Here is a 26461-nt window from a genome sequence, read left to right on the forward strand (position 1 = left end):
TAAGTTCTTAAAAATATACACATTTGTTTAAAAAGTGACATTTTGTATATTTCAAATACATTATGTTATTTATATAACAAAAAGAACCCCCGAATTTTTTCGAGGGTTTAATTAAAATTAAGTCTGCAGTGCAGCGGTTTGTGCCCTTAAGCACGTTTATTTTTATTTCTTTCTCAATTCGTCACGAATCTCGATAAGCAATTCTTCCTGAGTAGGTCCTTTTGGAGCGGCAGGTTTTGCTTCTTCTTTCTTTTTGGTTTTTTCGTAACCTTTCAGCAACCAGAAAATCACAAAACCAATGATAATAAAATCGATTACTGCTTGTAGAAAGTTACCGTAGGTCAGAATTGCACCTCCGGCTTCAACAGCTGCATCAACGGTCTCATACTCGCCACCGTCTAGTGAGAAAAAGAGATTGTTAACGTTTTTACCACCCATTAATACCCCGATAACGGGCATAATGATATCTTTTACTAATGAGCCTACAATTTTATTAAATGCTCCACCTACTATCACCGCTGTAGCAAGAGCAATGATGTCGCCTTTCATTAAAAAGGCTTTAAAATCTTTTAAAAATGCCATAAGTTTAGTTGGTTTTAGTTAATGAGAGGACTAATATATTGAAATTAAAAAAAAATATAAAAGTTATAGTTGTTACTTATTCTATAATTTTTCGTTTTACACGTTGAGAAATCGCTGTGATTAATTCATAAGGAATGCTGTTAATACGTGCAGAGAGCGCTACTGCAGAAGCATCTTTTCCAAAAACAATAACCTCATCTCCTTCTTGACAATCTATTTCGGTAACATTTACCATGATCATATCCATACAAACGTTACCTATAATTGGAGCTTTTTTACCGTGAATCATAACGTAGCCACGCCCTTTTCCATAAGTACGTGCGATACCGTCTGCATGACCTATGGGTAGTGTAGCACTGCGCTCTAATTTTGCAGCCGTGTGTGCCCTGTTGTAACCCACAGTTTCATTTACAGCCACATCGTGTATTTGTGAAATAACGGTTTTTAAAGTCGCAACCGGTTTTAGCTTAAGGTCTTCTTCTTGCGTGTTTCCATACCCGAAAAGACCAATACCACTGCGCACCATATCAAATTGTGCTTCAGGATAATTGATAATTGCCGAAGTGTTGCTCTGATGCATCATAGGGGCATAGCCCAATCCTTCAATCATATGCTTTGCATTCTTCTCAAAGGTTTCGATCTGATACTGCGTAAACCTGCGTTCGTTCATATCTTCACTAGCAACCAGATGTGAGAATAACGATATAACTTTTAAAGCTTTTGTAGCATTAAGTTGATCTAGAATATCTTTCTCATTTACGTCTTTAAAACCCAGACGGTTCAACCCGGTATTGAATTTAATATGAATAGGATATTCCTTTATTCCTTTAGCTTCAGCTATTTCAGTAAAAGCTTTTAGTACTCTGAAACTATAAATACTAGGCTCTAGGTTGTACTCAATTATTTCGGCAAAATTTTCAATTTGCGGATGCAGCACCAAAATAGGTGTTTTGACGCCTGCTTCTCTTAGCGTGATTCCTTCTGCGGTATATGCAACAGCAAAATAATCAACTCCTTTTTCTTCTAGTTTTTTAGCGATGGCTACAGACTCACTTCCATATGCATAAGCCTTAACTACAGCTAGCATTTTTACCTCTGGTCTCAATTTAGACCTGAGGTAATCGTAATTATGTTCTAATGCGCTGAGGTCTATTTCGAGAACGGTATGTGACATTTAATTTTTTATTTTAGGGTTTTTGAGTCCTTCAGGGTCTTTAACCTCAATGGTTTTGAGGCGTTCGCGTAGCATCGCTTTATAGTAAGCACTACGACTTAAAGGTTCGTATTCTTCTGTTTCTCCTAATAAAACCAGATCGTCACTGGTAGCTTTACGATAACTGAATTGTGCCAGATTCCCTGTACGGGTACAGACTGCGTGTACTTTAGTTACATATTCTGCTGTAGCCATAAGCGCCGGCATGGGGCCAAAGGGATTTCCTTTAAAATCCATATCAAGACCAGCAACAATAACACGCACACCACTATTAGCAAGGTCATTACAGACTTTTACAATCTCATCGTCAAAAAACTGAGCTTCATCAATACCTACCACGTCACAACCATCTGCAAGAATGGGAATATTTGCAGCTGCAGGAACCGGAGTAGATCTAATTTCGTTAGCATCATGAGAGATAACTAACTCTTCATCATAGCGGGTATCTATAGAAGGTTTGAAGATTTCAACCTTCTGTTTTGCAAATTTGGCACGCTTTAACCTACGAATTAATTCTTCGGTTTTGCCAGAGAACATAGAGCCACATATGACTTCTATCCATCCAAATTGCTCTTTATGATTAACGGTATTTTCGAGAAACATTTCGTACTTTTCAACCTCTTAAAGGGCAAAGGTGCTATTCTTTGAGGGCTAAGCAAATTTATTAAAAACCCCAGCAAATAAACAGAGCAAACAAAAAACTTATGAAGAAGAAATTAAAATCTGACTTGGTTAGCCTGGCGCACAAGATTTTAAAACTTGACTCAGAGAGTGATTACAACAGCCTCAAGTTAGAAGCCCAGAAGATTTATGAAGCCTTGTCTATAATGGCTTATATAGAAGCAAATTTTGATGCAGCAAAGCCTACTATTGGTAAAGCCGAAATCATAACTGCACTTGAGCATGAAAACGCTGAGGTGATTGCTGAAAGTATTGAAGAAGTACAACAGCAACAAGAGGTTGTTGCACCTGCTGAAATACCAGAAAAAGAAGAAACAGATCTTGAGCGTATAGCCCGTATTGCTGCGGCTAACGAAGAACTTTTTGAACGTTTACGAGTTTCTCAGCCTCAAGAATCAGAGAGCGAGCAAAAGACTGAAGAAACTTCAGCTAAGTCTAAACCTGAAGAGAAAATCAATCAGGCTTCTTTACACGAGCCGGTAATGGAAAAGATTAAGGATATCGTAGCGCAAATGCCGCCAGAGGCAGACGCGATAGAAGCGATGTTTCAGCAAATTACACAACAGCCGCAACCGGTAAAAAATGATAAAGACGAGATAGGAGAATACGGTCGCATTGCAGAATTTGAGGATACTAAAACCGATGAGCCAGCAAAACCTAGAAAATTAAACGATAGTGTATCGCGTGGACTTTCCTTTGGACTCAATGACCGCATTGCATTTATCAAGCATTTATTTAACGGTAGTAACTCTGATTACAATCGTGTATTGTCACAGCTCAATACGGTAAACAGTCAACAAGAAGCTTTTGATTTAATAGACCAGATGGTAAAGCCAGACTATAACAATTGGGAAGGTAAAGAGGTTTATGAAACGCGTTTTAAAGACTTAGTTGCCCGAAAATTAGCTTAGGGCAAGACGTAGAATTTTTTAATCTCGACTACCGAGTAAATTTGATTGAGGCACTATGGCCAAACTTTTTCTAGTTCCCACACCTATAGGTAATCTTGACGATATGACCTTTAGAGCGGTTAAGGTCTTGCAAGAAGCAGATCTTATACTTGCTGAAGATACCCGTACCAGTGGTAAGCTTTTAAAGCATTTTGAGATCACTACCCAGATGCATTCGCATCATATGCACAACGAGCACAAAACGGTAGAAGGTATAGTAGACCGTATTAAAAATGGTCAGACTATTGCTTTGATAAGCGATGCGGGTACTCCGGCAATATCTGACCCCGGATTTTTATTAACACGCGCTTGTGTTGAAGCCGGACTCGAAGTAGATTGTTTGCCGGGTGCTACTGCTTTTGTACCAGCATTGGTTAACAGTGGTTTACCTAATGATAAATTTATTTTTGAAGGTTTTCTTCCGGTTAAAAAAGGCCGTCAAACCCGTTTTTTAAGTTTAGCCGAAGAAGAACGAACCATGATTTTCTATGAAAGTCCGCACAAGTTATTGAAGACTTTAAAACACATGGCAGAATATTTTGGCACAGATAGGAGAATTTCAGTTTCCAGAGAGATCTCAAAATTGCACGAAGAGACTGTGCGTGGTACTGCAGAAGAAGTGCTACAGCATTTTGAAAGTAAACCTCCTAAAGGTGAACTTGTAATTGTAGTTGCCGGTAAATCTAAAAACTAGACGGCTTCGGTAATGGTATTAGTTTTGGATTGAAGCAGATCAATAAGCCTGTTTACATCAGCTTTAGCATAACCTGAAGAATTTACCTTTTCAAATTTCTTTTTAGATTTATAAATAACGAGATGATCTTCATAAGCTTCTACGTTTTGTATTTGAGAAAACCGGTACATATAGATACCTCCTTTATCTAATTTAAAAGAGATCGTTTTTTGAGTATACTTTACAAAATCACGCATTTAAACGGAAAAATTAAAGGTAGAATCGTCAACAACATTCCTATAGGCTGTAAGATCTTGTCAAGTATAGTTTCTTTAAAAACTAATATTGCTGTAAAGAACAAGATCAAACCAATAGCAGGTACAACAAGACGCCACGTTTTATTTTGATTGATAAATGTGATTTTCTTAGACATGGGCTATGATTTTTAAACAAATTACATAAAAGCTTTTAATTAAAAAACCAGGCTAATTTGTAACTTGTCTATTCCCAAGTTTAACTTCAATAGTATGAACATCAAAATATTAGCCTTCTCCTTTCTTGTTTTTTCTGCAAGTTGTTTTAGTCAGGGGGAACCTTTTAGACGCGTTAATGAATTTTACCTCAAAGGAGATACACGCGTTATAGGCAATACCATTTTAAGTGAACATGCTACTAAAGCATATGTGCGTCCAAAGGGATTGAATGATCGCACAGAAATGGTCTACATAGATATTGATGCTGATCCTGAAACCTTTAGTTCAAGTACTGCTAGTGTGGATATTCCGGCAGGTGCAAAAATTAAATATGCTGGCCTATACTGGGCTGCAACCTATCCCGGAGCTAGAGGAAAACAGAAAACCCGTGGCAATAGAATAGTGTACAATATTAAGAAGAAAAGAGACCGCCCTTTTGATTTAGTTAAACTTAGTTTTCCTGGGAGCAACGGGTATACTCAAGTTCAGGGAGAAGTCATTTATGATGGTATGCGAGATGAAATTACCGAACTCAGAAACGCGGCTCCTTATGTTTGCTATAGCGATATTACAGATTTATTAGTTAGTAAAAACGCAGCATCAGGCTCCTTTACATTGGCAAACGTCATAGCATTAGAAGGCTATATGTATGGGGGGAGTTCTGCCGGCTGGATGCTTTATTTAATTTATGAAGATGATACAGAACCTTTACAGTATTTTACAGGTTATCATGGTTTTAGTTTTATAAAACTAGAAAATACCCAAGAGCTAAACTTTAAAAACTTTAGAGCAGTAGAGCGTGGTAATGTTAAAACTTCGGTTACACTGGCGGCTTTAGAAGGCGATTTGATTTTATCTGGAGATGGTGTATCGGTTTTTAAAGAAGATACCGAAGAATATATTCCTTTAAAAAGCAGGGTACGATATGCTAATAATTTTTTCAATAGCAGCATAACTATTAAAGACCAAAAATATACCGATCGTATTCCAGCAAACCTGAATACATTAGGTTTTGATTTAGCTAAGGTGCAAATCCCTAATAAAAATAACGAAGTGATTTCTAATGATGCAAAACAGGTGAAGCTTCAATTTAAAACAGAATCAGATCGACTGTTTGTTTTTTTTAGTGCATTTCAGACTGAAATTAGTACTGATTATTATCAGCGGGTGGTTGTAGAAGGCAAGCCAGATACAATCATTAAACCGGCTCAAGAGAAAATAGCTGAAGAAATTCAGCAAAAAGAAACAACTTCGCAAGAAGATGTGCAGTTATATGGTAAAGATGGAGAAAGAATAGTAAACTCGAGAAATGCTGCCTTAGCAGAAATGCTAAAGGTTCCTACCTTACGAGTGCCGGGTATGAACTCAGGATATTATGTAGTAAATCACGTTTTTTCTAAACGCAACTATGCTTTAAAGTGGAAAGAAAAGATGCAGTTAAAAGGTCTTTCACCTGTGCGTTTTGTGAATCCTGCTAATAACTATCACTATATCTATTTAGATTATAGCAAAGACCCCGATGCCTTGTATGAGCGGTTACTAGAATATAGAAAATTAAAAGACCTCGAAGAGGCCTGGATCCTTAAAGTAAATTTAGATTAATGCGCTGGACGCTAAAACCAACACCTGATACACAAACGGTACAATCATTTGCCGAATCTTTACAAATACCTTTTAAAATAGCAGCGCTCTTGCAACAACGAGGTGTTGACACCTATGAGAAAGCAAAAAAATTCTTTAGACCTTCTTTAGATGATTTACACGATCCGTTTTTGATGAAAGACATGGATCTTGCTGTAGATCGTATTATTCTTGCGATAGCGCAGGGCGAAAATATTCTGGTTTATGGGGATTACGATGTAGACGGTACCACGAGTGTTGCGCTAATGAGTAGTTATTTACGCAGTCACTACCCGCAGGTGGCGACCTACATTCCAGATCGCTATGCCGAAGGTTATGGCGTTTCATACTCAGGGATAGACTATGCACATGACAATGACGTGACTTTAATCATCGCATTAGATTGTGGGGTTAAGGCTATAGAGAAAGTTGACTATGCTAAAAAATTAGGTATTGATTTTATTATTTGTGATCACCACCGTCCGGGTGCTGAGATACCCGATGCAGTTGCAGTTTTAGACCCTAAACGTGAAGATTGCGACTATCCCTATAAAGAGTTGTGTGGTTGTGGTGTAGGCTTTAAGTTGATACAAGCGATTGAGCAACAAAAAGGCTTACCCGTTAAAACTTTGGTGCCTTATCTTGATTTGGTAGCTACAGCAATAGGAGCAGATATTGTACCCATTACCGGAGAGAATCGGGTTTTGGCCTTTTATGGTCTGGACGTGATCAATACGTTACCGCGCACCGGTATACAGGCTTTGATAGAACATGTAAATAAAGATACACTCACCATTACCGATGTTGTTTTTATTATCGCACCGCGCATCAACGCAGCAGGACGAATTAAACATGGGCTGCACGCAGTAGAATTGCTTACCGAACAAGATTATACAAGAGCTCAGGAAATGGCAGCGGGTATAGAAGGTTTTAATGCAGAGCGAAAAGATCTCGATAAAGTAATTACTGAAGAAGCACTTTCACAAATAGTAACGAACAAAGAAGAAAACCGTAAAACAACCGTAGTTTTTCAGGAAAACTGGCACAAAGGTGTGATAGGTATTGTGGCTTCGCGTCTTACTGAAACGTATTACAGACCAACTCTGGTGTTTACAAAAAGTGGTGAAAAACTTGCTGCCAGCGCACGATCTGTAAAAGGTTTTGATGTTTATGAAGCACTGGATTCTTGCAAAGAATATATAGAGCAATTTGGTGGTCATAAATATGCAGCGGGTCTTACACTTGGCGAAGACCAATATGAAGATTTTAAAAATAAGTTTGAAGAAGTTGTGAGCAGTTCTATTGATGAGCGTTTACTCATACCAGAGATCTCAATAGATGCAGAATTAGATCTAGATGAAATTACGCCAAAATTCTATCGTATTCTTCGGCAGTTTGCGCCTTTTGGCCCCGGGAATATGACGCCTGTCTTTATGACTGATAAACTTAAAGATACGGGGTATGGCAAGTGTGTAGGTGCAGATGAAGCACATTTAAAATGCGCCGTTACACAAACCGGAAATAATACAACTGTAGGAGCAATCGGTTTTAATTTAGGAGATAAATGCGACTTGATTCAGCATAAAAAAACTTTTAAAGCCGCGTATTCTCTTGACCTGAACGAATGGAATGGCAATGTGAGTATTCAACTCAAACTACGGGATATTCAGGAATAATTCACAATCTATTTAGATTTGTTCTAAATTAGTTTTTTATATTTGTTATAAATCGGCAGCTATGAAAAACATTGATATCATCTACCGCAATGAAAGTGGGATCGCTTTTTACTGGAAAACTTCAAAACAAGGCACATTAAAAGCTCAGGTTATTTTTAGGGATATGGGTTTTTATTTTACTCTAGATCAGCTCAAAGAATTTGCATATTTAAGTGAAGCAAGCCTGGCACAACAACCTTGTAACGACTGTCCTGCGCCTCGTGATTGCAGGTCTTTGTTACTCAAAACACCGTTAAATGATGTAGATCTCGCAGTAAGCCGTCAAGAGGTTTATGAAATACAAGATCTTCTGGATCAGACTATTTTAAGAATGGAAATGCAGGCATTTATGCAAACGGCACTTAACTAACCTTCAAAAGTTTTCAGTTCAAAACTTTTTCCGTCAAAAATGCCGTAGGTGTAGAAATTAATCCAGTCGCCCAGATTGTAATACGTTGCATTTTTACCCACTTCAATAGTCATGGGTAGGTGTCTGTGGCCAAAAATGAAATAATCGTAGTGAGCGGTTTCTAATTTTCGCTTTGCGTACGTAGCAAGCCACTCATTTTCTTCTCCCAAGAATTTCTGATCGTCATCACCACTAATCAACTTGTTTTTTACTGAGAGGTGCTGTGCCACGCGCACACCAATATCAGGATGTACCCACCTAAACAACCATTGAAAAAATGGAGAAGTAAATACTTTCTTCATGCGTTTATAGCCTTTATCTCCAGGACCCAGACCATCACCGTGACCTATAAAAAAGCGCTTTGCATTCAATTCAAAAACCTGTGGACTGTGATAAACCGGAATATCGAGTTCAGTTTTGAAGTAATCTTTCATCCATAAATCATGATTACCCACAAAAAAATAGATAGGAATACCAGCATCACGCAGTTGCGCTAATTTGCCCAAAACTCGTACAAAACCTTTAGGAACAACGGTTTTATATTCAAACCAAAAATCAAAAAGATCTCCCAGTAAAAAAATTGCAGCAGCATCTTTTTCTATCGCATTCAACCAGGAAACGAACTTTTTTTCCCGGGGTTTACTCGCTGCAGCATCAGGAGCTCCCAAATGATTGTCGCTAGAAAAATAGACCTTTTTATCTTCAGGGATTGTGAGTTGAACTACGGGTTGCTTCATGCTGTAAATTTAGGCTAAATCCCTTTTATCCTTTTAATTTGTGTTATCTGAAGCGTACCACTCAGCAAAGCTGCTGTCTGTTTCCTGAAGCTTTAAAGAAAACAGTTTAATATTTTGAGGTAAGTGTTTTTGAATTTTTTCAGCAAAATCTATAACCATCATTTCACTGGTAGGTTGATAATCTACAAGAAGTACATTATGCCCGCGGTCAGATAGTTCTTTTGCCAGTTCAACGTGCGGTGTGTTTTTGTTGAAAACAGTTGCATGATCAAAAACATCTACGATCTCTCCTTTTACGATTTTCTTGAGATCTCCAAAGTCTATCACCATGCCAAACTTAACGTTTTGAGTATCAGAAATAGGAGTCCCGATCACGGTGACAGAGAGTTTATAACTGTGGCCGTGCACGTTGCGACATTTACCGTCATAGCCGTAAAGCGCGTGACCGGTTTCAAAAGAAAACTGCTTGGTAATACGAATATTGCTCATTTAAGTTTGTTTTTACGGAATGCCTTTAAGCCATAAATACCTGCTAATACTAAAACAATAAAGAGTAAAATATAGAATAAATTACTCCCTATAAAATACCCTAGTTCATAAAAGGTACTGCCCTTTTCTTCGTCTAAAAAGAGTGTGCAGAATACCTTTTTCATTTTTTAAATTTTCTAACAAGTACAACTACAATAAGCGCAATCGCAAAAATCAGATAAATTCCTGTACCGCTTAAAAACTCTAAAACTTCCATACCGTAAATGTGGATTAATTAGGCAAAAGTAACAAAGTATATTGGGCGTACCTAGAAAATAATCAAAGGCTTAAAAATTGCGAAATCCGCAAGGTTTTTTGGACGTTATTTGCAGGCATGAGTACACAGCTTTTTGAACAGGTAGATTTTGTTGAAAATACAGTATATGAGCAGGTTATAACCTCGTTATTAGATCAGAAATATGCTATTGTTGATGATTTTTTTACTGCTGAAGAAATTGAGGAATTACGACAGTCCCTTAAGATGGTTTATGAGGCAGACTGTTTTAAGAAAGCAGCAATTGGTAACAAGTTTAATGAAGAGATAGATAAAAGTATTCGTGGAGATTTTATCAAATGGATCAATGAAGCAGAAGGTCGCGCCGAAGAATGCTTGTTTTTCAGTAAGATAAATGACTTGGTAGCTTATTTAAACCGTACTTGCTTTTTAGGGATTTTGCAGAAAGAATTTCATTATGCTGTTTATCCTAAAGGGACTTTTTACAAGCGTCACCTAGACACCTTTCAGAATGATTCTCGTCGTAAACTTTCTATGGTTTGTTATTTAAATGATGCAAGCTGGTTGGCTAGTAATGGTGGTGAACTCACGCTTTATCTGCCAGATGAGACCGGTGAACAGGCTTTAGACATCATCCCCAGACCGGGACGTGTAGTTATTTTTGAAAGTCAGATTTTAGAACACGAGGTAAAACCGGTTTTAAATTCTGAACGTTTGAGTATTACCGGATGGTTGAAGACGAGGTAATTTCAGTAAACAGCACTAAGTTACCTTCGGTTTAAAGCGTTTTCTGAAATTTAGAATTAATGCTCCACTACGAACCAGCATCCATACCGAAAATGCGATCCAAACAGCGTAAAGCTTCAGGCCAAAATAGTCACCTATAAAAATAGCAGGTACAAAACCAAAAAAGGTAGCGGCCATCAAAACGTTACGCAGGTATTTCATCTCACCCATTCCTTTAAAAATTCCATCAAAAATAAAAGCTAAAGCGTTGAGGGGTTGCATCAAAATCACTACAAAAAACAGTGCTGTAAATCGTGCAATCACTTCAGGCTCTTTACTGAAAATAAGCCCTAACGGTTCATAAAGTATCGCTGAAAGCAGCATAAGTCCTCCTGCAATGATCAGGCTGTATTTACTTAATTTTTTACTCAGTTCCCAGAGGCTGGTATAATCTTTTGCTCCCAGAAAACGACCGGCTAATATGTTCCCTGCAGCCGCATATCCGTCAATAAAAAATGCTGAAAACAACCAGATGTTGATCAGAATGGTTTGTGCAGCAATGTACGAGGCCCCATAATCTGTAGCAAAAGAATTGGCCAGATAGAGAGCCAGATTCAACGCTATAGTCCGTACAAAAAGATTGAGCGCCATACCCATGAGTCGCCACAATTCCGGATGAATAGGGAATTTCAGCTTCAGACTTACATCGGTTTTAATCAGAACCAAAATCAGCGATAAAACAGCCATAAGCGCCTGAGCGCTTAAACTGGCATAAGCAGCACCTTCAATCTGCATCGCAGGGATGTAGCCATCAATTCCGTAAACTAAAATAAAATCAAGCAGAATATTTACAACAGCCCCAATTATCGCAACAACCATAGGCCAGAAGGTATTTTGCAACCCTCTAAAAATGCCAAAAATAGCAAAGGTGAAGAGTGTTAGCGGAAAACCCCAAGCCCTAATGGAATAATATTGTACACAATAGTCAAGAATGAGTCCTGAGGCATTATAAAGCGAAAAAATACTTTCAATAAACGGAAGCGTAGTAACTAGGATAATAGCGCTTAACAGAATGTTGAAATAGATCGCCTGAGCGGGTAGTGTGCTGATTTCATTTATTTTATCAGCACCATAATATTGCGAGATAATTGCCTGTAAGGCACTTCGTGTTTGTCCTAGAATCCAGATGAGTGCCGATAGAAACGAACCCACAATACCTACTGCTGCGAGTACTTCGGTAGCCTGCTCAGGCACATTACCCACTACAGCTGCATCTGTTGCAGAAAGTATAGGTTCTGCGATACCCGCGAGTAATGCCGGAACCGCCAAGCGGTTGATGTTTTTAAAGGAAAGTGGATTGTTTTTAGACATAAATAGCAGGTTGCTGCGAAATTACTCTTTCTTAATTAGGTTTTACAAAACCAGCTCGTAGCAATAGAACGGAAACTCACTTTGTTTAGGGAAATAAACCGGATCGAGCTTCTCATAGCCTCGCTTCGTATAAAAAGTATTGTTGCGGTTATTTTTACTGAATGTATCCAGACGCACCGAAAGAAAACCGTTTTCACGAGCGTAATCTTCTGCAAACTGCATCAATTGTTGAGCGATACCTTGCCCTTGAAAATCGGGATGTACTGCCAGCCGATGTATATAGACGCTGTGAGCATCTGCAGGAGTCAACCAAGTAATCGCATTGTAGATATCATCTTTTAAGGTTGAAACCACTACTGTACCTAAGATGCAATCGTTTTTTGTGAAAACAAATAATTCGTCTCGTTTAATATCATCTTCAAAAGCATTGCGAGAAGGGTAATGCTCGTTCCACTGAAAAATACCTTTTGCAATCATAGCCTTGGCACATGCGCGTGTAAGTTGAAGTATTTCATCTATTTGCGAGAGATTTGCTTTTCGTATCATTTAGAAGCTTTAATTTTGTCCAAAATTGAGATAAAGCTTCTAAAGATGAAAACTATTTTCCTTCCCCTTGGCGATCACAGTGTGGTTTCTAACACGAATGTTACTTATATTTTAGAATTGGCGCGTGTGCTTAAGGCGACACTCTATGTTTCTAAACTTTACAAAGAGCCCGGGCGTTCAGGAGGATTACCTGCTAAAAGTCTCAAAATGGCTCAAATAGCAGAACAAGAAATAAAAGAAGAATTAACCGCTTATAATACTGAAGGCGTAAAAATACGAGTAAAACCGCTTGAAGGAGATGACTGGGTAGAAACTGTGGGTAAATTTCACCAAAAGACCAATCTTGATCTTATCGTTTTGACACCAAAACATCACAATATTAACCAAGCTAACTTTTTAGGAAAAACAGCAGGTAGTCTTCTTCGTGAAACAGAAACCGCTGTTTTAGTAGTACCGGTTGATTATACTTATAAACCAATCTCACGTATATTAATGGCTGTAAAATCTGGTATTGTAAATGATAAAACGACTCTAGATCCTTTGCGTATAATTAAGAAGCGTTATAAGGCAGATTTGCGCTTGTTACAGATAAAAACCCCAGAATATTTACCGGAAGATTCTGAGTTTGATGCTAATTTAGGAGAACTTGTGGATATGTATAAATCTTCAGAAAATGCAACTGTTTTTCAAGGTTTATTAGAGCATTTAAATGCAAACAACCCTGATATGCTTTGTGTTTTTAAGCGTAAGCGTGGCTTTTTTGAAAAGCTTTGGGATGATAATTCTGTAAAGAAATCTGTGTTTGAAAGTAGAATTCCGCTGTTGGTTTTAAAAGAAAAACAATAGCCTATTATAAAAGCAATTTAATTTATATTTACTCCGCTATAATTGGGGATGTAGCTCAGTTGGCTAGAGTGCTTGACTGGCAGTCAAGAGGTCGTGGGTTCGAGCCCCATCTTCTCCACTAGTGTTTACAAGGGTTTCCAGAGTTTTGATCTGGAAACCCTTTTTTATTTGCACGCAATATTTTAATTTCTAAATGGGTAATTTCACTATTTTAGTTGATGGAAATGATGAATAATTCAGAATATAAAGTCAAGCATATTGCGTCTCAGTCGTTAGTGATTACCGGCAAATGTGATGCTACACAATGGTCTGTTGCAAACAAGCTAGAAGATTTTGTTTCACCTTGGGATGCAGCGCCTATAAAGCCTATTGTTTTCAGAGCTCTATACGATTCAGAATTCTTTTATTTTAGTTTTAACGTGCACGACGGTGCCGTATTTACTGAACTGAAAGATGACAGTAAAGCCAGCATTGCAGCATCTGATCGAGTGGAGCTTTTTATGAGAGTTGATTCAAAATTAAGCCCTTACTATTGTCTGGAAATTGATACGCAACCGCGTATTATGGATTTTAAAGCGATGCCTAATCGTGATTTTGATCTAAGCTGGAATTGGCCAGAAGGGGAGCTTGAAGTTAGATCTGAAATTCTAAACGAGTGCTTTTCAGTGGAAGGAAAAATTAGTCTTCAATCTTTAGAAGAACTCCAGTTACTCAAGAAGGATTCCGAAGGAACTTTTATGGAAATAGGTGTCTATCGTGCAAAATACAAGACAGACGATGCCGGTCATAACCATCCAACCTGGATAACCTGGGTAGATCCTAAAAATCCTGAGCCTGACTTTCATATTCCTGAATCTTTTGGGATATTCAGATTTGAGATTTAGTCTAAATATTGTTGATACTTTTCTGTATTGATAATATCAATAGGAAACATTACCGATTCTTGAAAAGCTTTGTCGAATAAGAAAAATTCAATGAGCCTTGTTAAGCTTAAATATACGTGCTTCTTAGGATGTTGATGAATTAGAAAGCCTTGTGATTGGATGAAAGCAGAATACGGCAAATAATTTTAAGAACTCTGTAATTTGTCTGAAACTCCTTTAAATATTATAAAAGCCTGATGCTTTAAAGGTGTCGGGTTTTTTAATTAATACTTTGTGTTTCTGCCAGGTTCTCTAGATACGCGTTGAAACTTTCATCATTGATATTGAGTTTTTTGCGTATTCTATATCGGGCAGTTTCAACTCCTCGGGTAGAAATATTCAGTAGCGGCGCAATTTCTTTGTTAGTAAGGTTCATTTTAACAAACGCACACAAGCGCAATTCTCTTTTTGTAATACTAGGGTCAATTTCTTTAAGTTGATTGAAGAAGTTTTGATGTACTTTTTCGAAGTGAACATCAAATACATTTAAGTATTCTTCACCCATTCTATGTTGATTAAGATTGAAGAGAACCTCTTGCAGTCTTTTACGCGCAGCTTGTGTTTTTAATGAGTTTCTAAAGTCTTTTAATGCATTAAATGTGTCGGTAAAAATCTCTTTCTTTTTAACGAGAAGCATCGTATAATTTGCAAGTTCTTTACTCTTAATGAGATTGTCCTCTTCCAGCTGTTCTTTATCTTTTTTAATTCGAGCTTTGTCTTTCTCAAGTTTAAGTTGTTCAATCTCTAATTCGAGTAATTTTTTTGATTTATGGGCGGCTAATTTTTCTTTTTGACGTTCTTTTTCGATTTTTTTATTGACCAGTTTTATGATTATAAATGTAATCACAAACAAAATCAAGATATATACTAAATAAGCGAGGTTGGTTTGATACCATGGGTGTGGTATGGTAAAACTTAACGAAGTCTCTTCTGCTGCTTGCCCCATATAATTACGCGCACGCACTTTAAAAGTATAATCACCTCCATTGGGATGAGTATACTCTTTAAAAGGGTTTGTAGACCACACAGACCAGTCTGTATCTATGCCTTCTAATTTATACTGAAATTCTTTTTGAGAAGAGGGGGTGAGACCCGGCGCGGCAAATTCAAATCTCAAGACATCTACAGCATTAGGCAATTGCTCATTATTTTCTAAACTTAAAAAAGATGTCGTTTGATTTTTACCCTGAAGGTAAACCCGTGTAATTTTAGTTTTTGCAGCTTCAGCAGCTTTTTCTTCAAGGTCGTATAAAAAAACACCATTGGTCGCTCCTATCAAAACCCGTTGATCTGTTAGAGGTAGAATGCTTTCCATACCTCGGTTTAAATTTCCTTTTAGGTTTAAAAAAAGATTTTTTTGAAGTTCTTTATTTTTATTATCAGTGTCAAAGTATCCCACCTCATCATCCTGTACAAACCACACTCGTGAGTCTTGTTGTAGCAGTTTACGTGTATTCAATTTTGGGTTTAGCAGTACGTTTAAAGGTTTGTAAGGTGTGAACTTTGAAGTCTCTTCGTTAAAAGTATAAATACCCGTATTTGTGGTAAATACAATAACATCATTATACAAAGCTACATTTACATTGAATGACGATTGAAGTCCGTTTTGATCTGTATAATGTTCTAAGGCATATACACGGTCTAAACGATCATCTAGCTTGAGTTTATAGACACCTTTGTATCCATGACAGATCCATAAATTGTTTGTAGAACCTATTTGCAAAATGTCGCGACTCGATTCATCAAAGCCTTTAATTTTTTCATCAAGTTGCCACTTGCCATTATATTTTAAAGGATATAAGCCAGAGTATCCTGCAGCTAGATATTGAGCTGTATACCCTTTTAATGGAACTATTTTCCAAATCCCATTAGTGCTTCCTATGCGCTCCGGTTGAAAATTATTCAATCTAAAAAGACCTTTGTCGTGACCTACAAGCACATCCCCATTTTCCTCTGTAATAGACCACGCTTGCCCTTCTAGATCTGGAATTTTTTTGAACCTTAAATCTTTAATAGTAAAATCTTCCGTTTTAAAAGGTGCATAATAAACACCCGTATTTGTAGCCAGATATAAGATGTTCTTATAAATATGCATATCTGCAATAGATGAGTTGTCAAAGAGTTGCGATACCGGTGAATCAAATTCTACCAGGTCTATCCCATTATTCATTAACACCCAAAGGCGATTGTTTTTTTCTTGAGGATAAATAGCTAAAACTGTAGAATTACTCAGTTTATCAAAGGTGGCATGATTAGGTTCTATGTCAAAGTCTCTATTTAGTTTTAAAATTTTACTAGATAAGGTGCCTAAAAGGTAATCTCCTTTAAAAAATGTTGCAGTTATAATCTGCTCTTGCTCATCTCTGCTGAAAAGACTTTTTAAAAATTGAAGTTGGTGGGTAGATCGGTTTGCTAAAAAGAGTTCGCCAGATTTAGTAACAATCAATACCTCATCTATTGTTTTAGAAGGTAGAAAAGCAACAATACTGCTATTGATGATAGAAGTATCAAATTGCTTTTGAAGGCTGAAGCTTTCAGGATCAAATTCAAAGATTCCCGTATTTTGATCTTGCACATAATAGTGAGTATTCACTATACCAGAATGCAAAAAGTTTCCATTTGCTTTTATATGCGAAGTATTCTTATTAGAAAGGACAGTGAGCTCACTAAATGATCTATAAATAATCGTGTTTTTAAATTCATGCACCTGCCAAAAATTCTCAAGATTCTCAGATTCTATTTCTAAATCGTCATTTTGAGAAAGGTAATAGTAAGTTCCATTTGATTTTTTCTTTACAATACCTATTTCGTTATATCCACCTGCGTGAATCACATTGTTTTTATCTTTAATAAGGCTTCGTACAGTAGAGTGATTGGGTAAAGCAACCTTTTGCCAACGTTCACCATCATAAATTAAAATACCATCGTTATTTCCAAAATATAAAATACCATCTTCATCTTCCGTCATAGTCCAGAACTGTCCGTCTGCCTCAAAATCAGTACGGGTATAGCGGGTGATTTTTGGAATTATCTTTTCAAACGAATCGTTTTTTTGCGCAAAACCTCTAAAAGGTACTATCAGGAGAATAATGATAATCTTTAGATAAATTGAATTTTTTGAGATCAAATAGTTCTGCATGATGATCATTATAAGTTTTATTAACAAATTTAATGTTTTTTTAATATAGTAAATTATTGATTTTCAGTGTTAATTTTGATTTTGAAGTATGCGTGACGTATTGCGTTAACATTGTGACGTAATGCAAGTGTAGTGTTTTTTCTTAGTACAGTATTATTAGATCATAGTTTTGAGCTACATAATTTTGACAAGAAAACGTTTTCGTGTGTCATATTGTTAAGAATATGATAATGGAAAATTCTCGTCTTAGTTGTTTAACAAACAAATCTTTTAATCGAATGAGAATTAAAAACTACTTTTTGGTACTGTTTTTATTTGCAGTTTGCTCTCTGAGTGCGCAAGTAAATACAATTACCGGTACTGTACTAGATGCTAATGCAATGCCGTTACCCGGGGCAACTATTCTAGTAAAAGGAACAAACGAGGGAACACAAACAGATTTTGACGGGAATTTTACTATTGAAGCTACAGCTCAAGATATCTTGATGGTATCCTATATAGGATTTAAATCTGTAGAAATACCTGTAGGAGAACAAACGAGTATTCAAATTACCTTAGAAGAAGATTCTGCTGCTCTTGATGAGGTGGTTGTTGTAGGATATGGTACACAAAAGAAAAGTGTCGTTACCGGAGCTATTTCTAGCATTAAGGCTAGTGAATTAGAGAGCTTACCGGTCACCCGTATTGAGCAATCGTTACAGGGTAGAACATCGGGAATTACAATCGCGGCAAACTCAGGTCAACCGGGCTCATCGTCAACTATACGGGTGCGTGGTATAACCAGTTTTGGTAATAACGAGCCGTTATGGGTAGTAGACGGTGTGATTGTAGATGCCGGAGGAATAGGATATCTAAATCAATCTGATATCGAATCTATTGAAGTGCTTAAAGATGCGGCTTCGCAGGCAATTTATGGTGCACGCGCTGCTGCAGGTGTAATTTTAGTTACGACTAAAAAGGGTAAGATGGGCAAACTAACCGTTAGTTATAACGGGTATACGGGCTTGTCTGGCCCTGCTCGCAAACTCGACCTTCTTAATGCTACAGAGTATGCAACTTTATTTAATGAAAAGTACGCTAATGATTACAACGGATCGCCTCAGGATTTTTCACTTCCTTTTCCTAATGCACAAAACCTTGGTGAAGGTACAGACTGGCAGGATGTAATCTTTAATAACAGTGCTAAAAAGGAAAATCACGAGTTTAGTTTAAGCGGTGGAAACGAAGTGTCTACATTCTATCTCTCTTTTGGATATCTTGATCAGGAAGGGATAGTTGCTAAAGAAATTTCTAAGTATAAACGACAGAATATTCGTTTAAACTCTACGCATCATATCAATGATATAATTACTGTTGGAGAAACCATTGGGTATTCTAATGAAAAAAGTACCGGTATAGGTAATACAAATAGTGAATTTGGTGGTCCTTTGAGTTCTTCTATAAACCTTGACCCTACAACACCTCTGATAATTACAGATCCTGCGGTTGCAAATTCTGGCTTATATACAAATCCAGGTGTTGTAAGAGACCCCAACGGAAATCCATACGGAATTTCAAATCTTGTGATTCAAGAAATGGCAAACCCGCTGGCTTATATTCAGACGAGATTGGGTAACTATAACTGGGCAGATAATTTTGTAGGTAATGTTTATGTAAATCTAGAACTGCTAGAGGGTTTAAACCTTAGAAGTACATTAGGAGGAAAATTAGCTTACTATGGTTCTGAGAGTTTTACCCCGGTATCGTTTTTAAATACCTCTTCTGTAGTATCACAAAACAATATTTCGAGATCAACAAACAGAGGTTTTGGTTGGAATATTGAAAACACGTTATCCTATACTAAAGAGTTAGGTGATCACGACTTTACCATTTTATTAGGTCAAGGTTCTTATTCAGAAAATGATACCAAAGGAGAAACGGTAACTTATAATGATATACCTGTAAATAACAGAGAAGATGCTGCTTTTATTCAGGTTCCTGATGATCAGATTATAGCAAGTGCTTATATAGGTACAGAGCATAGAGTAACGTCTCTTTTTTCACGCCTTACTTATAATTATAAAGAGAAGTATCTGGTAACCGGTATCGTTCGCCGAGATGGTTCTTCGCGTTTTGGATCAAATAATAAGTATGGTTTTTTCCCATCTTTTTCTTTAGGATGGAATCCTTTAAAAGAAGATTTCTGGAAAGAAAATGATGTTGTAAATCAGTTTAAACTACGTGGAGGTTATGGTGTTGTTGGTAGCGACGCTATAGGTGACTTCAGGTATCTTTCTACAATAGGTGCAGGTCGAAATTACACCTTTGGTAACGTTTCTGCAGTGGTAATAGGTAACAGTCCTAATGCACCGGCTAACCCAGATCTTAAGTGGGAAGAAACCAGACAAAGCAACATAGGTTTTGATGCGCGTTTCTTCAATAAACTTACAATGACTGTTGATTTTTACAACAAAAAAACAGTAGGTATCTTACAAGATGTACGTCTCCCTGGATATGTAGGTGCAACCGGCAGTCCTTCTGCAAATGTTGCAGATATGGTAAACAAAGGTTTTGATATAGAATTAGGATATTCTAAAACTTTTGGGGAACTCAATGTTTCTCTAAACGGAAACCTTTCTTATCTACAAAACGAAGTAGTTTATTTAGGTAACGGTATTGACTTTTTATCTGGTGGAGCCGGGTTTCAGTCTAGTACCTATCCTATAACAAGAACGGCTTTAGGTCAGCCTTACAATTCATTTTTTGGCTTTCAAACTCGCGGAATTTTTCAAAATCAGCAGGAAATAGATTCTTATGTAAACTCTGAAGGAGTCGTTATTCAGCCTAATGCTGTTCCTGGAGATTTTAGATATGAAGATGTTGATGACAACGGTTCTATAACATCAGATGATCGAAAGTTTTTAGGTAGTTCAATTCCTAAATACACCTTTGGTCTGACCTTAAACCTTGACTATAAAAACTTTGATTTACTGGTGTTTTCTCAAGGAGCTGCAGGTAATAAGATCTTTCAGGGTTTAAGACGTCTTGATATTAGCAATGCTAACTATCAAACAGAAGCTCTCAACCGCTGGACGGGTGAAGGAACCTCTAATACATTCCCGCGCCTGAGTAACGTAGATAGCAATAATAACTTTACGAACCCATCTGATTTTTACCTAGAAAAAGGAGATTACTTAAGAATTAAAACGGTTCAATTAGGGTATTCACTTAAACGGGAGGTCATAGAAGATATAGGGTTAACCCGCTTAAGAGTTTACCTAACGGGAGAAAATCTATTTACGTTCACAAAGTATACCGGTTTTGATCCTGAAATAGGGGGCGGCATTTTTGGTATAGACAGAGGGTTTTATCCACAGGCGAGAACAGGACTTGTAGGTCTTAACATTCAATTTTAAAAAACTAGAGTTATGAAACTAAAAACAATTTTATATCCGGCTGTCGGATTTTTAATGACAGCGTCTTTGCTTTCATGTTCTAAAGAATATATAGAGCTTGATCCATTAGGACAGCCATTAGTTGACAATTATTATTCAAACGAGAGTGAGGCATACTCAGGGCTTGTAGCAGCCTATGACATTATGGGTAAGCAGTCAAAAAGTTTTGAAAATATGATCACTATGATGAATGCGGGATCTGACGATTTTTTTGCTGGTGGCGGTGGACCCTCAGATGGTATTGGCATTCAGTCATTTTCTAATTACAGTATAGATGCTTCTACAATTCCGGGGAGTTTCTGGAATGATTATTTTCAAGGCGTTTTCAGAACAAATATTTTACTGCAAAAGTTACCAGATGTACCTATGGATGAAGCCTTGCGCACCCGGTTTACAGCAGAGGCAAAGGCACTAAGAGCATACTACTATTTTGAATTGGTTAGATTGTTCAGAAATGTGCCTTTGTTTACGGAACCTATTTTGACCAGCGAGATTTACAATATTGAGCAGGCAGATCCAGAAGCAGTATATGCGCAAATTGAAACAGATTTAACTGAAGCTTTGCCTGATCTACCGTCACGTATCACAGATCTAGAAAATGAAGCCGGGCGTCTAACACAAGGGAGTGTGCAGGCTTTATTAGGAAAAGTTTACTTGTATGAAGACAAAAACCAGATGGCCGCTCAACAATTTGCAGAGGTAAATGGTACTCCCGGCGGAACGAGTAAATATGGTTATAAGTTGGTAGATAATTTTGCAGATCTATTCAGTCTAGACAACGAGTTTAATTCGGAATCAATTCTTGAAGTTGCTGCAACCAGTCTTGCCAACGTTAACTATGACATTTGGGGTGGTGGTCAAAATGAAGGAAATACCGTAAATCAAATGGTAGGTCCGCGTGGTTACTCTAGAACTGCTGGTTCTTCTGCTCCTGATTACGCAGGGGGATGGAGTTTTAATACCGTAACTCAAGGTCTATATGATGTTTTAAATGGTGACCCCAGGTTTGATGCTACAATTGCAGATCTAAAAGCATTAGAAGCTGCAGGAGAAGCTACTTATACGCCGGGTAATAAAGACACTGGTTATTTTCTCAAAAAATTTATGCCTCTTAATTCTGAAAAATCAACAGGTGGTGGAAATGTTGAATTAAACTACAGACAAAACGTATATATTATAAGGCTTGCAGATACCTATCTGATGGAAGCCGAAGCTCTGGGTGCTTCAGGTGCTAGAGCACAGGCATTACTTGATGCTGTACGAGCCCGTGTAGGTCTTGCACCGGTACCTGTTAGTATGGATAATATAATGTTAGAACGTCGCCGTGAACTTGCAGGAGAAGGACATCGCTGGTTTGACCTGGTTCGTACAGATAGAGCAGCATCTGTTCTGGCAGACCGTGGGTTTACAGCAGGTAAAAATGAAATATTACCTATTCCACTTAACGAATTAGAAAATACACTAATCGTTCAGAATCCTAATTATTAATCCAAGTGTTTTAGATATGATATCACAAACTATAAAATCAAAATCCATTGGCTTCGCAAGTCTTTTTGTTGCCTTATTGGGCTTAACTGCTTGCCAACCAGATGAAGTTACAGATGGTAATGGCCTCAGCGATCCTAATGTAGATGCTTCTTTTACCGTAGAAGCTGTAAGTGGCGAGCCTAACCGTTTTGTATTAGATGCAAACCGGGATAATGTTTTAAAATCTCTTTGGAATACCGGAGATGGTTTTTATGCAGGTTCATTTACAGAAGAGATATTTCTACCAGATGCTGGTGAATATACCATAACACATCAGGCATATGGCCGTGGCGGAATTATAAACGAATTTTCTCAAGATATTACGGTTGCAACTTCTGATCCCGTTGCAGGAAACCTAATAAAAGGTGGAGGTTTTAAAAATCAGGCAGATCATGATGAATGGACAGTTCTTCAGATAAGCGATTCAGGAGCTTATTGGACCTTCAATGAAGGGAGTGCAAATATCGTAGGTTCTGGTTATAATCAGCAAGGAATATATCAGCCTATAGAAGTTGAAGCCAATAAAGAATATTCCATAGATATGAAGGTCTTCGGAGGTGGATCTATAAACACTTGGTTTGAGGTTTATGTTTCACCCGTTGTACCAGTTCAAAATCAAGATTATGCTGCAGAAGGTCGCAGAATGGGGCTGAGTACCTGGGACGGTTGTGCCAATGGAGCTTTTGAGGGTAAGCTTTCTAAAATAGGCTGTGTAGGTTCTGGTAACACCGTGAGTTTTGATCAATCTGGTACTGTTTATTTGGTAATTAAAAGTGGTGGAGAAAACCTGGGTTCTACGGGGATCTCTGTAACAAATATTGAGTTTAGAGGAAGTGTGAATTAGTTAAACTATGCAGTATTGGGTAATTACCCAATACTGCGTTTTATTAAAAAAATGTTGAAAATGAAAACACCTAAAAGACTATTTCGGGCACTTATTTATGTAATGCTAATTCCTGCATTTCTGTATAGTTGTTCCTCTTCTTCAACTGAGGAGGAGGTGACAGAAACTCCTGAAAATCCGGAGAGCCCCACCACACCTACAGAACCTTCAGGATCTGCAAATGATATGGATTTTTGGTTGACTAAAGGCGATCGTAGCGCAGAATTGGCTAAACAGTCTGGTAATTTAAGTTTTAGTTCTAGCCCTAATGGTTACATAAACATAGAGGTAGATGAGTCAAAGACCTTTCAGACAATTGATGGATTTGGGTTTTCATTAACCGGTGGTAGTGCTCAAGTGATTAATGAATTACCAGCTGCTAAAAAGCAAGATTTACTTCAGGAACTTTTCGGTACAGGCACCAATGATATTGGAATTAGTTACTTGAGAATAAGTGTAGGTGCTTCAGACCTTAATGAAGCTCCCTTTACTTATAATGACATGCCTGTGGGTGAGACCGATGAAGATCTTACAGAATTCAGTATAGAAAAAGATCGAGGTGTTATTGACTTACTAAAGGAAATAGTAGCCATTAATCCGGAAATTAAAATTATGGCTTCCCCATGGACTGCACCGGTTTGGATGAAAGATGAGAACAGCTTTGTAGGTGGGAGTTTAAAGCCGGAATATTATGAGGTATATGCAAATTACTGGGTAAAATACTTAAATGCTATGCAAGCAGAAGGAATAACTATAGATGCTCTTACCCCTCAAAATGAACCTTTGCATGGTGGTAATAATCCGAGTATGGAAATGTCTGCAGTTGAGCAAGCAAATTTTATAAAAAACAATTTAGGGCCATCATTGTCTGCGGCTTCAATACCTACAAAAATAGTGGTATATGATCACAATTGTGATAATCCCCAGTATCCCATTTCAATCTTAAATGATGCTAGTGCATATGCATTTGTAGATGGATCTGCTTTTCACCTCTATGCTGGGGATATTGCAGCTTTGAGTACTGTGCACAATGCTTTTCCTGATAAAAATGTGTATTTCACAGAGCAATACAATTCTTCTCAGGATGATTTTGGCGGAACGCTAAAGTGGCATTTAAAAAATGTAATCATAGGCTCTATGCGTAACTGGAGTAAAAATGCTCTGGAGTGGAATTTAGCCAACGACTCTGGATTTGGTCCACATACAGATGGTGGATGCACGGTTTGTAAAGGGGCATTAACCCTCAATGGATCTAGCGTTACCAGAAATGTAGGGTATTATATTGTAGCACAGGCATCAAAGTTTGTACCTGCAGGATCCGTACGTATTGATAGTGCTATAAAAGGTGATTTACACAATGTCGCTTTTCTAACTCCCGAAGGTAAAAAAGTACTTATTGTTGAAAATGATGGGTCTACAAACCTTCCATTTAATATAAAATACAAGAGTAAATGGGTAGTCACTTCATTAGATGCAGGAGCGGTAGGAACATTCATCTGGGAGTAAAATAGAACTATGAGAAAATTAAAGTTTGCCCTGTCTGTAATTTTATTATGCGGTATAAGTGTTCAAAGTCAGGGCTTTTTAAAAGCTGATAATACCAAAATCGTTGATGAGCAGGGGAATAATATATTGCTTCGGGGCATTGGTCTAGGCGGTTTTATGCTTCAGGAAGGCTATATGCTTAAGGTTCCATTTTCGGGACAGCAGTATATTTTTAAAGAACATGTGGAGCAATTGGTAGGTAAAGAGAAGACTACAACTTTCTACAATGCCTGGCGTAAAAATCATATGCAAAAGCGTGATATTGATTCTCTTAAAAAATGGGGATTCAATTCTATACGTTTACCCTTGCATTATAACCTGTTTACCCTTCCGGTAAATGAGGAACCTGTTAAAGGTGAAAATACCTGGCTTGAAGAAGGTTTCCGCCTTACAGATTCCTTGCTTTCATGGTGTAAGGCAAATAAAATGTATTTAATCTTAGATATGCACGCTGCTCCAGGGGGGCAGGGTCATGATTTGAATATTTCAGATAGAGATCCTTCGCAACCGGCTTTATGGGAAAGTCGAGAAAACCAAAATAAACTCACTGCCTTGTGGCAAAAAATAGCCCAGCATTATAAAGACGAAACCTGGGTAGCTGCCTATGATTTGATCAATGAACCAAACTGGACTTTTGAAGCAGGAAAAAATAAAAATGGTATTGAAGATGTTGACAATAAACCATTGCGTCAACTTCTAGAAAAACTAACAAAAGCTGTACGGGAGGTCGATAAAAATCATATTGTAATTATAGAAGGTAACGGCTGGGGTAATAATTATAATGGTATTCTACCGCCTTGGGATGATAATATGGTATTGAGTTTTCATAAATACTGGAATTATAATGATGAAGCTTCAATACAACAGTTTTTAGATTACCGTAAACAATACAACATACCGGTTTGGTTGGGAGAATCTGGTGAAAATTCAAATGTGTGGTTTGAAGATGCCATTGCTCTCATGGAAAAAAATAACATTGGCTGGTGCTGGTGGCCCCTTAAAAAGTTAGGATTCAATAATCCATTAGAAATTCAGGTAAATCCCGGTTATCAGCGTCTTTTAGATTATTGGAGCGGAAGTGGAGATAAACCAGGTCAGGCAGCAGCTTTTCAGGCTTTGATGCAATTAGCCGAAAATACTAAAATAGAAAACTGTATCGTGCATTACGATGTACTTGACGCGATGATTAGACAGCCCCAGAGCCAGCAGGCTCTCCCTTTTAAAACTAATCTTCTCGAAAACGAACTGATGATTCAAGCAGCAGATTACGATCTGGGTACAAACGGTATTGCTTACCACGACACTGTATCTGCAAATTACCATATTTCGACAGGCAAGGAGCGTCAGAGCTGGAATTTAGGACGAACATATCGCAACGATGGAGTGGATATTTTCAGAGATAACGATGGGCTTATTTATGTAGGAGATTTGCAAGCTGAAGAGTGGCTTCAGTATACGATAATCGTCAAAGAAGCAGGTGATTATAAACTTTCTTTAAAATTCAATTCAGAAGGTGATTCGGGCTTGATTTCTGTTAGCGTCAATCAGCTTGAAACAAGCAGTTTCAAAATCATAAAGAATTCACGAGGATGGAACTGGGCCCCACCACAACAGGTAAAACTGAATAGTGGAATAAACACGATAAAACTTCAAATTGAACAAGGAGGCTTCAATCTAGAAAGTCTTAAAATCAGCAAATAAATTA

General features: G+C 37.5%; 24 protein-coding genes and 1 tRNA gene. 14 read left to right on the forward strand and 11 right to left on the reverse strand.

The annotated features are described in order from the left end of the window. Positions 1-162: 162 nt before the first annotated feature. The 3 genes from mscL to DSM03_RS03370 all read right to left on the reverse strand — a co-directional run bounded on the left by mscL (position 163) and on the right by DSM03_RS03370 (position 2398). Complete coding sequence (gene mscL / locus DSM03_RS03360) at positions 163-582, reverse strand: large conductance mechanosensitive channel protein MscL (protein ID WP_128759597.1); 420 nt, start codon at positions 580-582, stop codon at positions 163-165. A 76-nt stretch (positions 583-658) separates the two neighbouring features. Beyond that, on the reverse strand, positions 659-1756 hold the full coding sequence (gene alr, locus DSM03_RS03365; RefSeq protein WP_128759598.1) for an alanine racemase: 1098 nt from the start codon (positions 1754-1756) through the stop codon (positions 659-661). Beyond that, complete coding sequence (locus DSM03_RS03370) at positions 1757-2398, reverse strand: thymidine kinase (RefSeq protein ID WP_128759599.1); 642 nt, start codon at positions 2396-2398, stop codon at positions 1757-1759. It abuts the gene before it with no gap. Between the two features lie 101 nt (positions 2399-2499). Here DSM03_RS03370 and DSM03_RS03375 point away from each other — a divergent pair, with 101 nt between their 5' ends. Together DSM03_RS03375 and rsmI are read left to right on the forward strand one after the other, a co-directional pair. Continuing rightward, positions 2500-3387 carry a hypothetical protein gene (locus tag DSM03_RS03375; RefSeq protein ID WP_128759600.1) on the forward strand — a complete coding sequence of 296 codons (888 nt, stop codon included), beginning with the start codon at positions 2500-2502 and terminating at the stop codon, positions 3385-3387. Between the two features lie 55 nt (positions 3388-3442). Continuing rightward, positions 3443-4120 (forward strand): 16S rRNA (cytidine(1402)-2'-O)-methyltransferase, encoded by a 678-nt coding sequence (rsmI, locus tag DSM03_RS03380; RefSeq protein WP_128759601.1) that lies wholly within the window; start codon positions 3443-3445, stop codon positions 4118-4120. On the opposite strand, the gene DSM03_RS03385 is transcribed toward rsmI, so the two are convergent. Continuing rightward, complete coding sequence (locus tag DSM03_RS03385) at positions 4117-4356, reverse strand: hypothetical protein (protein WP_128759602.1); 240 nt, start codon at positions 4354-4356, stop codon at positions 4117-4119. The two genes, rsmI and DSM03_RS03385, sit on opposite strands and share 4 nt — an antisense overlap. Continuing rightward, positions 4341-4532, reverse strand: a complete 192-nt coding sequence (locus DSM03_RS03390; protein WP_128759603.1) for a hypothetical protein — start codon at positions 4530-4532, stop codon at positions 4341-4343. The genes DSM03_RS03385 and DSM03_RS03390 overlap by 16 nt, the downstream gene beginning before the upstream one ends. Before the next feature lie 94 nt (positions 4533-4626). On the opposite strand from DSM03_RS03390, the gene DSM03_RS03395 reads away from it, so the two are divergent. From DSM03_RS03395 to DSM03_RS03405, 3 genes are all read left to right on the forward strand, one after another. After that, positions 4627-6174 carry a hypothetical protein gene (locus DSM03_RS03395; protein ID WP_128759604.1) on the forward strand — a complete coding sequence of 516 codons (1548 nt, stop codon included), beginning with the start codon at positions 4627-4629 and terminating at the stop codon, positions 6172-6174. Continuing rightward, positions 6174-7868, forward strand: coding sequence for a single-stranded-DNA-specific exonuclease RecJ (recJ, locus tag DSM03_RS03400; RefSeq protein ID WP_128759605.1), 1695 nt, complete (start codon positions 6174-6176; stop codon positions 7866-7868). The genes DSM03_RS03395 and recJ overlap by 1 nt, the downstream gene beginning before the upstream one ends. 61 nt (positions 7869-7929) lie before the next feature. Next, positions 7930-8277 carry a hypothetical protein gene (locus tag DSM03_RS03405; RefSeq protein WP_128759606.1) on the forward strand — a complete coding sequence of 116 codons (348 nt, stop codon included), beginning with the start codon at positions 7930-7932 and terminating at the stop codon, positions 8275-8277. Here the strand turns inward: DSM03_RS03405 and DSM03_RS03410 are convergent. Genes DSM03_RS03410 through DSM03_RS18950 form a run of 3 tightly spaced genes read right to left on the reverse strand, consistent with a single transcriptional unit; the run spans position 8274 to position 9706 of the window. After that, complete coding sequence (locus tag DSM03_RS03410) at positions 8274-9053, reverse strand: UDP-2,3-diacylglucosamine diphosphatase (RefSeq protein WP_128759607.1); 780 nt, start codon at positions 9051-9053, stop codon at positions 8274-8276. The two genes, DSM03_RS03405 and DSM03_RS03410, sit on opposite strands and share 4 nt — an antisense overlap. A gap of 33 nt (positions 9054-9086) precedes the next feature. Further along, positions 9087-9542 carry a 6-pyruvoyl trahydropterin synthase family protein gene (locus tag DSM03_RS03415; RefSeq protein ID WP_128759608.1) on the reverse strand — a complete coding sequence of 152 codons (456 nt, stop codon included), beginning with the start codon at positions 9540-9542 and terminating at the stop codon, positions 9087-9089. Beyond that, positions 9539-9706, reverse strand: coding sequence for a hypothetical protein (locus DSM03_RS18950; protein WP_161567045.1), 168 nt, complete (start codon positions 9704-9706; stop codon positions 9539-9541). Before DSM03_RS18950 ends, DSM03_RS03415 begins: the two co-directional genes overlap by 4 nt. A gap of 209 nt (positions 9707-9915) precedes the next feature. Between DSM03_RS18950 and DSM03_RS03420 the strand changes: the two genes are divergently transcribed. Beyond that, positions 9916-10563, forward strand: coding sequence for a 2OG-Fe(II) oxygenase (locus DSM03_RS03420; RefSeq protein ID WP_128759609.1), 648 nt, complete (start codon positions 9916-9918; stop codon positions 10561-10563). Between the two features lie 15 nt (positions 10564-10578). On the opposite strand, the gene DSM03_RS03425 is transcribed toward DSM03_RS03420, so the two are convergent. Beyond that, a complete protein-coding gene (locus tag DSM03_RS03425) occupies positions 10579-11913 on the reverse strand; it encodes an MATE family efflux transporter (protein WP_128759610.1) in 1335 nt (444 codons plus the stop codon). Between the two features lie 42 nt (positions 11914-11955). Then, entirely contained in the window at positions 11956-12459 is a 504-nt protein-coding gene (locus DSM03_RS03430) for a GNAT family N-acetyltransferase (protein ID WP_128759611.1), read from the reverse strand. Positions 12460-12504: 45 nt separating this feature from the next. Between DSM03_RS03430 and DSM03_RS03435 the strand changes: the two genes are divergently transcribed. The 3 genes from DSM03_RS03435 to DSM03_RS03445 all read left to right on the forward strand — a co-directional run bounded on the left by DSM03_RS03435 (position 12505) and on the right by DSM03_RS03445 (position 14189). Beyond that, on the forward strand, positions 12505-13305 hold the full coding sequence (locus DSM03_RS03435; RefSeq protein ID WP_161567046.1) for a universal stress protein: 801 nt from the start codon (positions 12505-12507) through the stop codon (positions 13303-13305). A gap of 44 nt (positions 13306-13349) precedes the next feature. After that, positions 13350-13423 (forward strand) — tRNA-Ala (locus DSM03_RS03440). 106 nt (positions 13424-13529) lie between these two features. Then, complete coding sequence (locus DSM03_RS03445; protein ID WP_161567047.1) at positions 13530-14189, forward strand: sugar-binding protein; 660 nt, start codon at positions 13530-13532, stop codon at positions 14187-14189. 259 nt (positions 14190-14448) lie between these two features. Here the strand turns inward: DSM03_RS03445 and DSM03_RS03450 are convergent, their stop codons facing one another. Continuing rightward, complete coding sequence (locus DSM03_RS03450; RefSeq protein ID WP_128759614.1) at positions 14449-17376, reverse strand: helix-turn-helix and ligand-binding sensor domain-containing protein; 2928 nt, start codon at positions 17374-17376, stop codon at positions 14449-14451. Positions 17377-17645: 269 nt separating this feature from the next. Between DSM03_RS03450 and DSM03_RS03455 the strand changes: the two genes are divergently transcribed. From DSM03_RS03455 to DSM03_RS03475, 5 genes are read left to right on the forward strand one after another with little or no spacing between them, the layout of a single operon-like run. After that, positions 17646-20762: a SusC/RagA family TonB-linked outer membrane protein gene (locus DSM03_RS03455; protein ID WP_128759615.1), complete on the forward strand. Its 3117-nt coding sequence runs from the start codon at positions 17646-17648 to the stop codon at positions 20760-20762. Positions 20763-20774: 12 nt separating this feature from the next. Then, positions 20775-22289: a RagB/SusD family nutrient uptake outer membrane protein gene (locus DSM03_RS03460; RefSeq protein ID WP_128759616.1), complete on the forward strand. Its 1515-nt coding sequence runs from the start codon at positions 20775-20777 to the stop codon at positions 22287-22289. Positions 22290-22305: 16 nt separating this feature from the next. Continuing rightward, complete coding sequence (locus tag DSM03_RS03465) at positions 22306-23172, forward strand: hypothetical protein (protein WP_128759617.1); 867 nt, start codon at positions 22306-22308, stop codon at positions 23170-23172. A gap of 60 nt (positions 23173-23232) precedes the next feature. Beyond that, entirely contained in the window at positions 23233-24717 is a 1485-nt protein-coding gene (locus DSM03_RS03470) for a glycoside hydrolase family 30 protein (protein WP_236638699.1), read from the forward strand. Positions 24718-24726: 9 nt separating this feature from the next. After that, positions 24727-26457, forward strand: a complete 1731-nt coding sequence (locus tag DSM03_RS03475; RefSeq protein ID WP_128759618.1) for a cellulase family glycosylhydrolase — start codon at positions 24727-24729, stop codon at positions 26455-26457. Positions 26458-26461: the final 4 nt, after the last annotated feature.

The sequence above is a fragment of the Leeuwenhoekiella aestuarii genome (genome assembly GCF_004104055.1).
Taxonomy (GTDB): Bacteria; Bacteroidota; Bacteroidia; order Flavobacteriales; family Flavobacteriaceae; genus Leeuwenhoekiella; species Leeuwenhoekiella aestuarii.

Bases quoted from the DNA above. Each gene is read 5' to 3' on its own strand.
- DSM03_RS03460 (WP_128759616.1), top strand. From the start codon at position 20,775: ATGAAACTAAAAACAATTTTATATCCGGCTGTCGGATTTTTAATGACA.
- DSM03_RS03420 (WP_128759609.1), top strand. From the start codon at position 9,916: ATGAGTACACAGCTTTTTGAACAGGTAGATTTTGTTGAAAATACAGTA.
- rsmI (WP_128759601.1), top strand. From the start codon at position 3,443: ATGGCCAAACTTTTTCTAGTTCCCACACCTATAGGTAATCTTGACGAT.
- DSM03_RS03475 (WP_128759618.1), top strand. From the start codon at position 24,727: ATGAGAAAATTAAAGTTTGCCCTGTCTGTAATTTTATTATGCGGTATA.
- DSM03_RS03455 (WP_128759615.1), top strand. From the start codon at position 17,646: ATGAGAATTAAAAACTACTTTTTGGTACTGTTTTTATTTGCAGTTTGC.
- DSM03_RS03395 (WP_128759604.1), top strand. From the start codon at position 4,627: ATGAACATCAAAATATTAGCCTTCTCCTTTCTTGTTTTTTCTGCAAGT.
- DSM03_RS03375 (WP_128759600.1), top strand. From the start codon at position 2,500: ATGAAGAAGAAATTAAAATCTGACTTGGTTAGCCTGGCGCACAAGATT.
- DSM03_RS03385 (WP_128759602.1), bottom strand. From the start codon at position 4,356: ATGCGTGATTTTGTAAAGTATACTCAAAAAACGATCTCTTTTAAATTA.
- DSM03_RS03370 (WP_128759599.1), bottom strand. From the start codon at position 2,398: ATGTTTCTCGAAAATACCGTTAATCATAAAGAGCAATTTGGATGGATA.
- DSM03_RS03465 (WP_128759617.1), top strand. From the start codon at position 22,306: ATGATATCACAAACTATAAAATCAAAATCCATTGGCTTCGCAAGTCTT.
- DSM03_RS03390 (WP_128759603.1), bottom strand. From the start codon at position 4,532: ATGTCTAAGAAAATCACATTTATCAATCAAAATAAAACGTGGCGTCTT.
- DSM03_RS03405 (WP_128759606.1), top strand. From the start codon at position 7,930: ATGAAAAACATTGATATCATCTACCGCAATGAAAGTGGGATCGCTTTT.
- alr (WP_128759598.1), bottom strand. From the start codon at position 1,756: ATGTCACATACCGTTCTCGAAATAGACCTCAGCGCATTAGAACATAAT.
- DSM03_RS03410 (WP_128759607.1), bottom strand. From the start codon at position 9,053: ATGAAGCAACCCGTAGTTCAACTCACAATCCCTGAAGATAAAAAGGTC.
- DSM03_RS03430 (WP_128759611.1), bottom strand. From the start codon at position 12,459: ATGATACGAAAAGCAAATCTCTCGCAAATAGATGAAATACTTCAACTT.
- recJ (WP_128759605.1), top strand. From the start codon at position 6,174: ATGCGCTGGACGCTAAAACCAACACCTGATACACAAACGGTACAATCA.
- DSM03_RS03435 (WP_161567046.1), top strand. From the start codon at position 12,505: ATGAAAACTATTTTCCTTCCCCTTGGCGATCACAGTGTGGTTTCTAAC.
- DSM03_RS03425 (WP_128759610.1), bottom strand. From the start codon at position 11,913: ATGTCTAAAAACAATCCACTTTCCTTTAAAAACATCAACCGCTTGGCG.
- mscL (WP_128759597.1), bottom strand. From the start codon at position 582: ATGGCATTTTTAAAAGATTTTAAAGCCTTTTTAATGAAAGGCGACATC.
- DSM03_RS03470 (WP_236638699.1), top strand. From the start codon at position 23,233: ATGAAAACACCTAAAAGACTATTTCGGGCACTTATTTATGTAATGCTA.
- DSM03_RS18950 (WP_161567045.1), bottom strand. From the start codon at position 9,706: ATGAAAAAGGTATTCTGCACACTCTTTTTAGACGAAGAAAAGGGCAGT.
- DSM03_RS03445 (WP_161567047.1), top strand. From the start codon at position 13,530: ATGATGAATAATTCAGAATATAAAGTCAAGCATATTGCGTCTCAGTCG.
- DSM03_RS03415 (WP_128759608.1), bottom strand. From the start codon at position 9,542: ATGAGCAATATTCGTATTACCAAGCAGTTTTCTTTTGAAACCGGTCAC.
- DSM03_RS03450 (WP_128759614.1), bottom strand. From the start codon at position 17,376: ATGATCATCATGCAGAACTATTTGATCTCAAAAAATTCAATTTATCTA.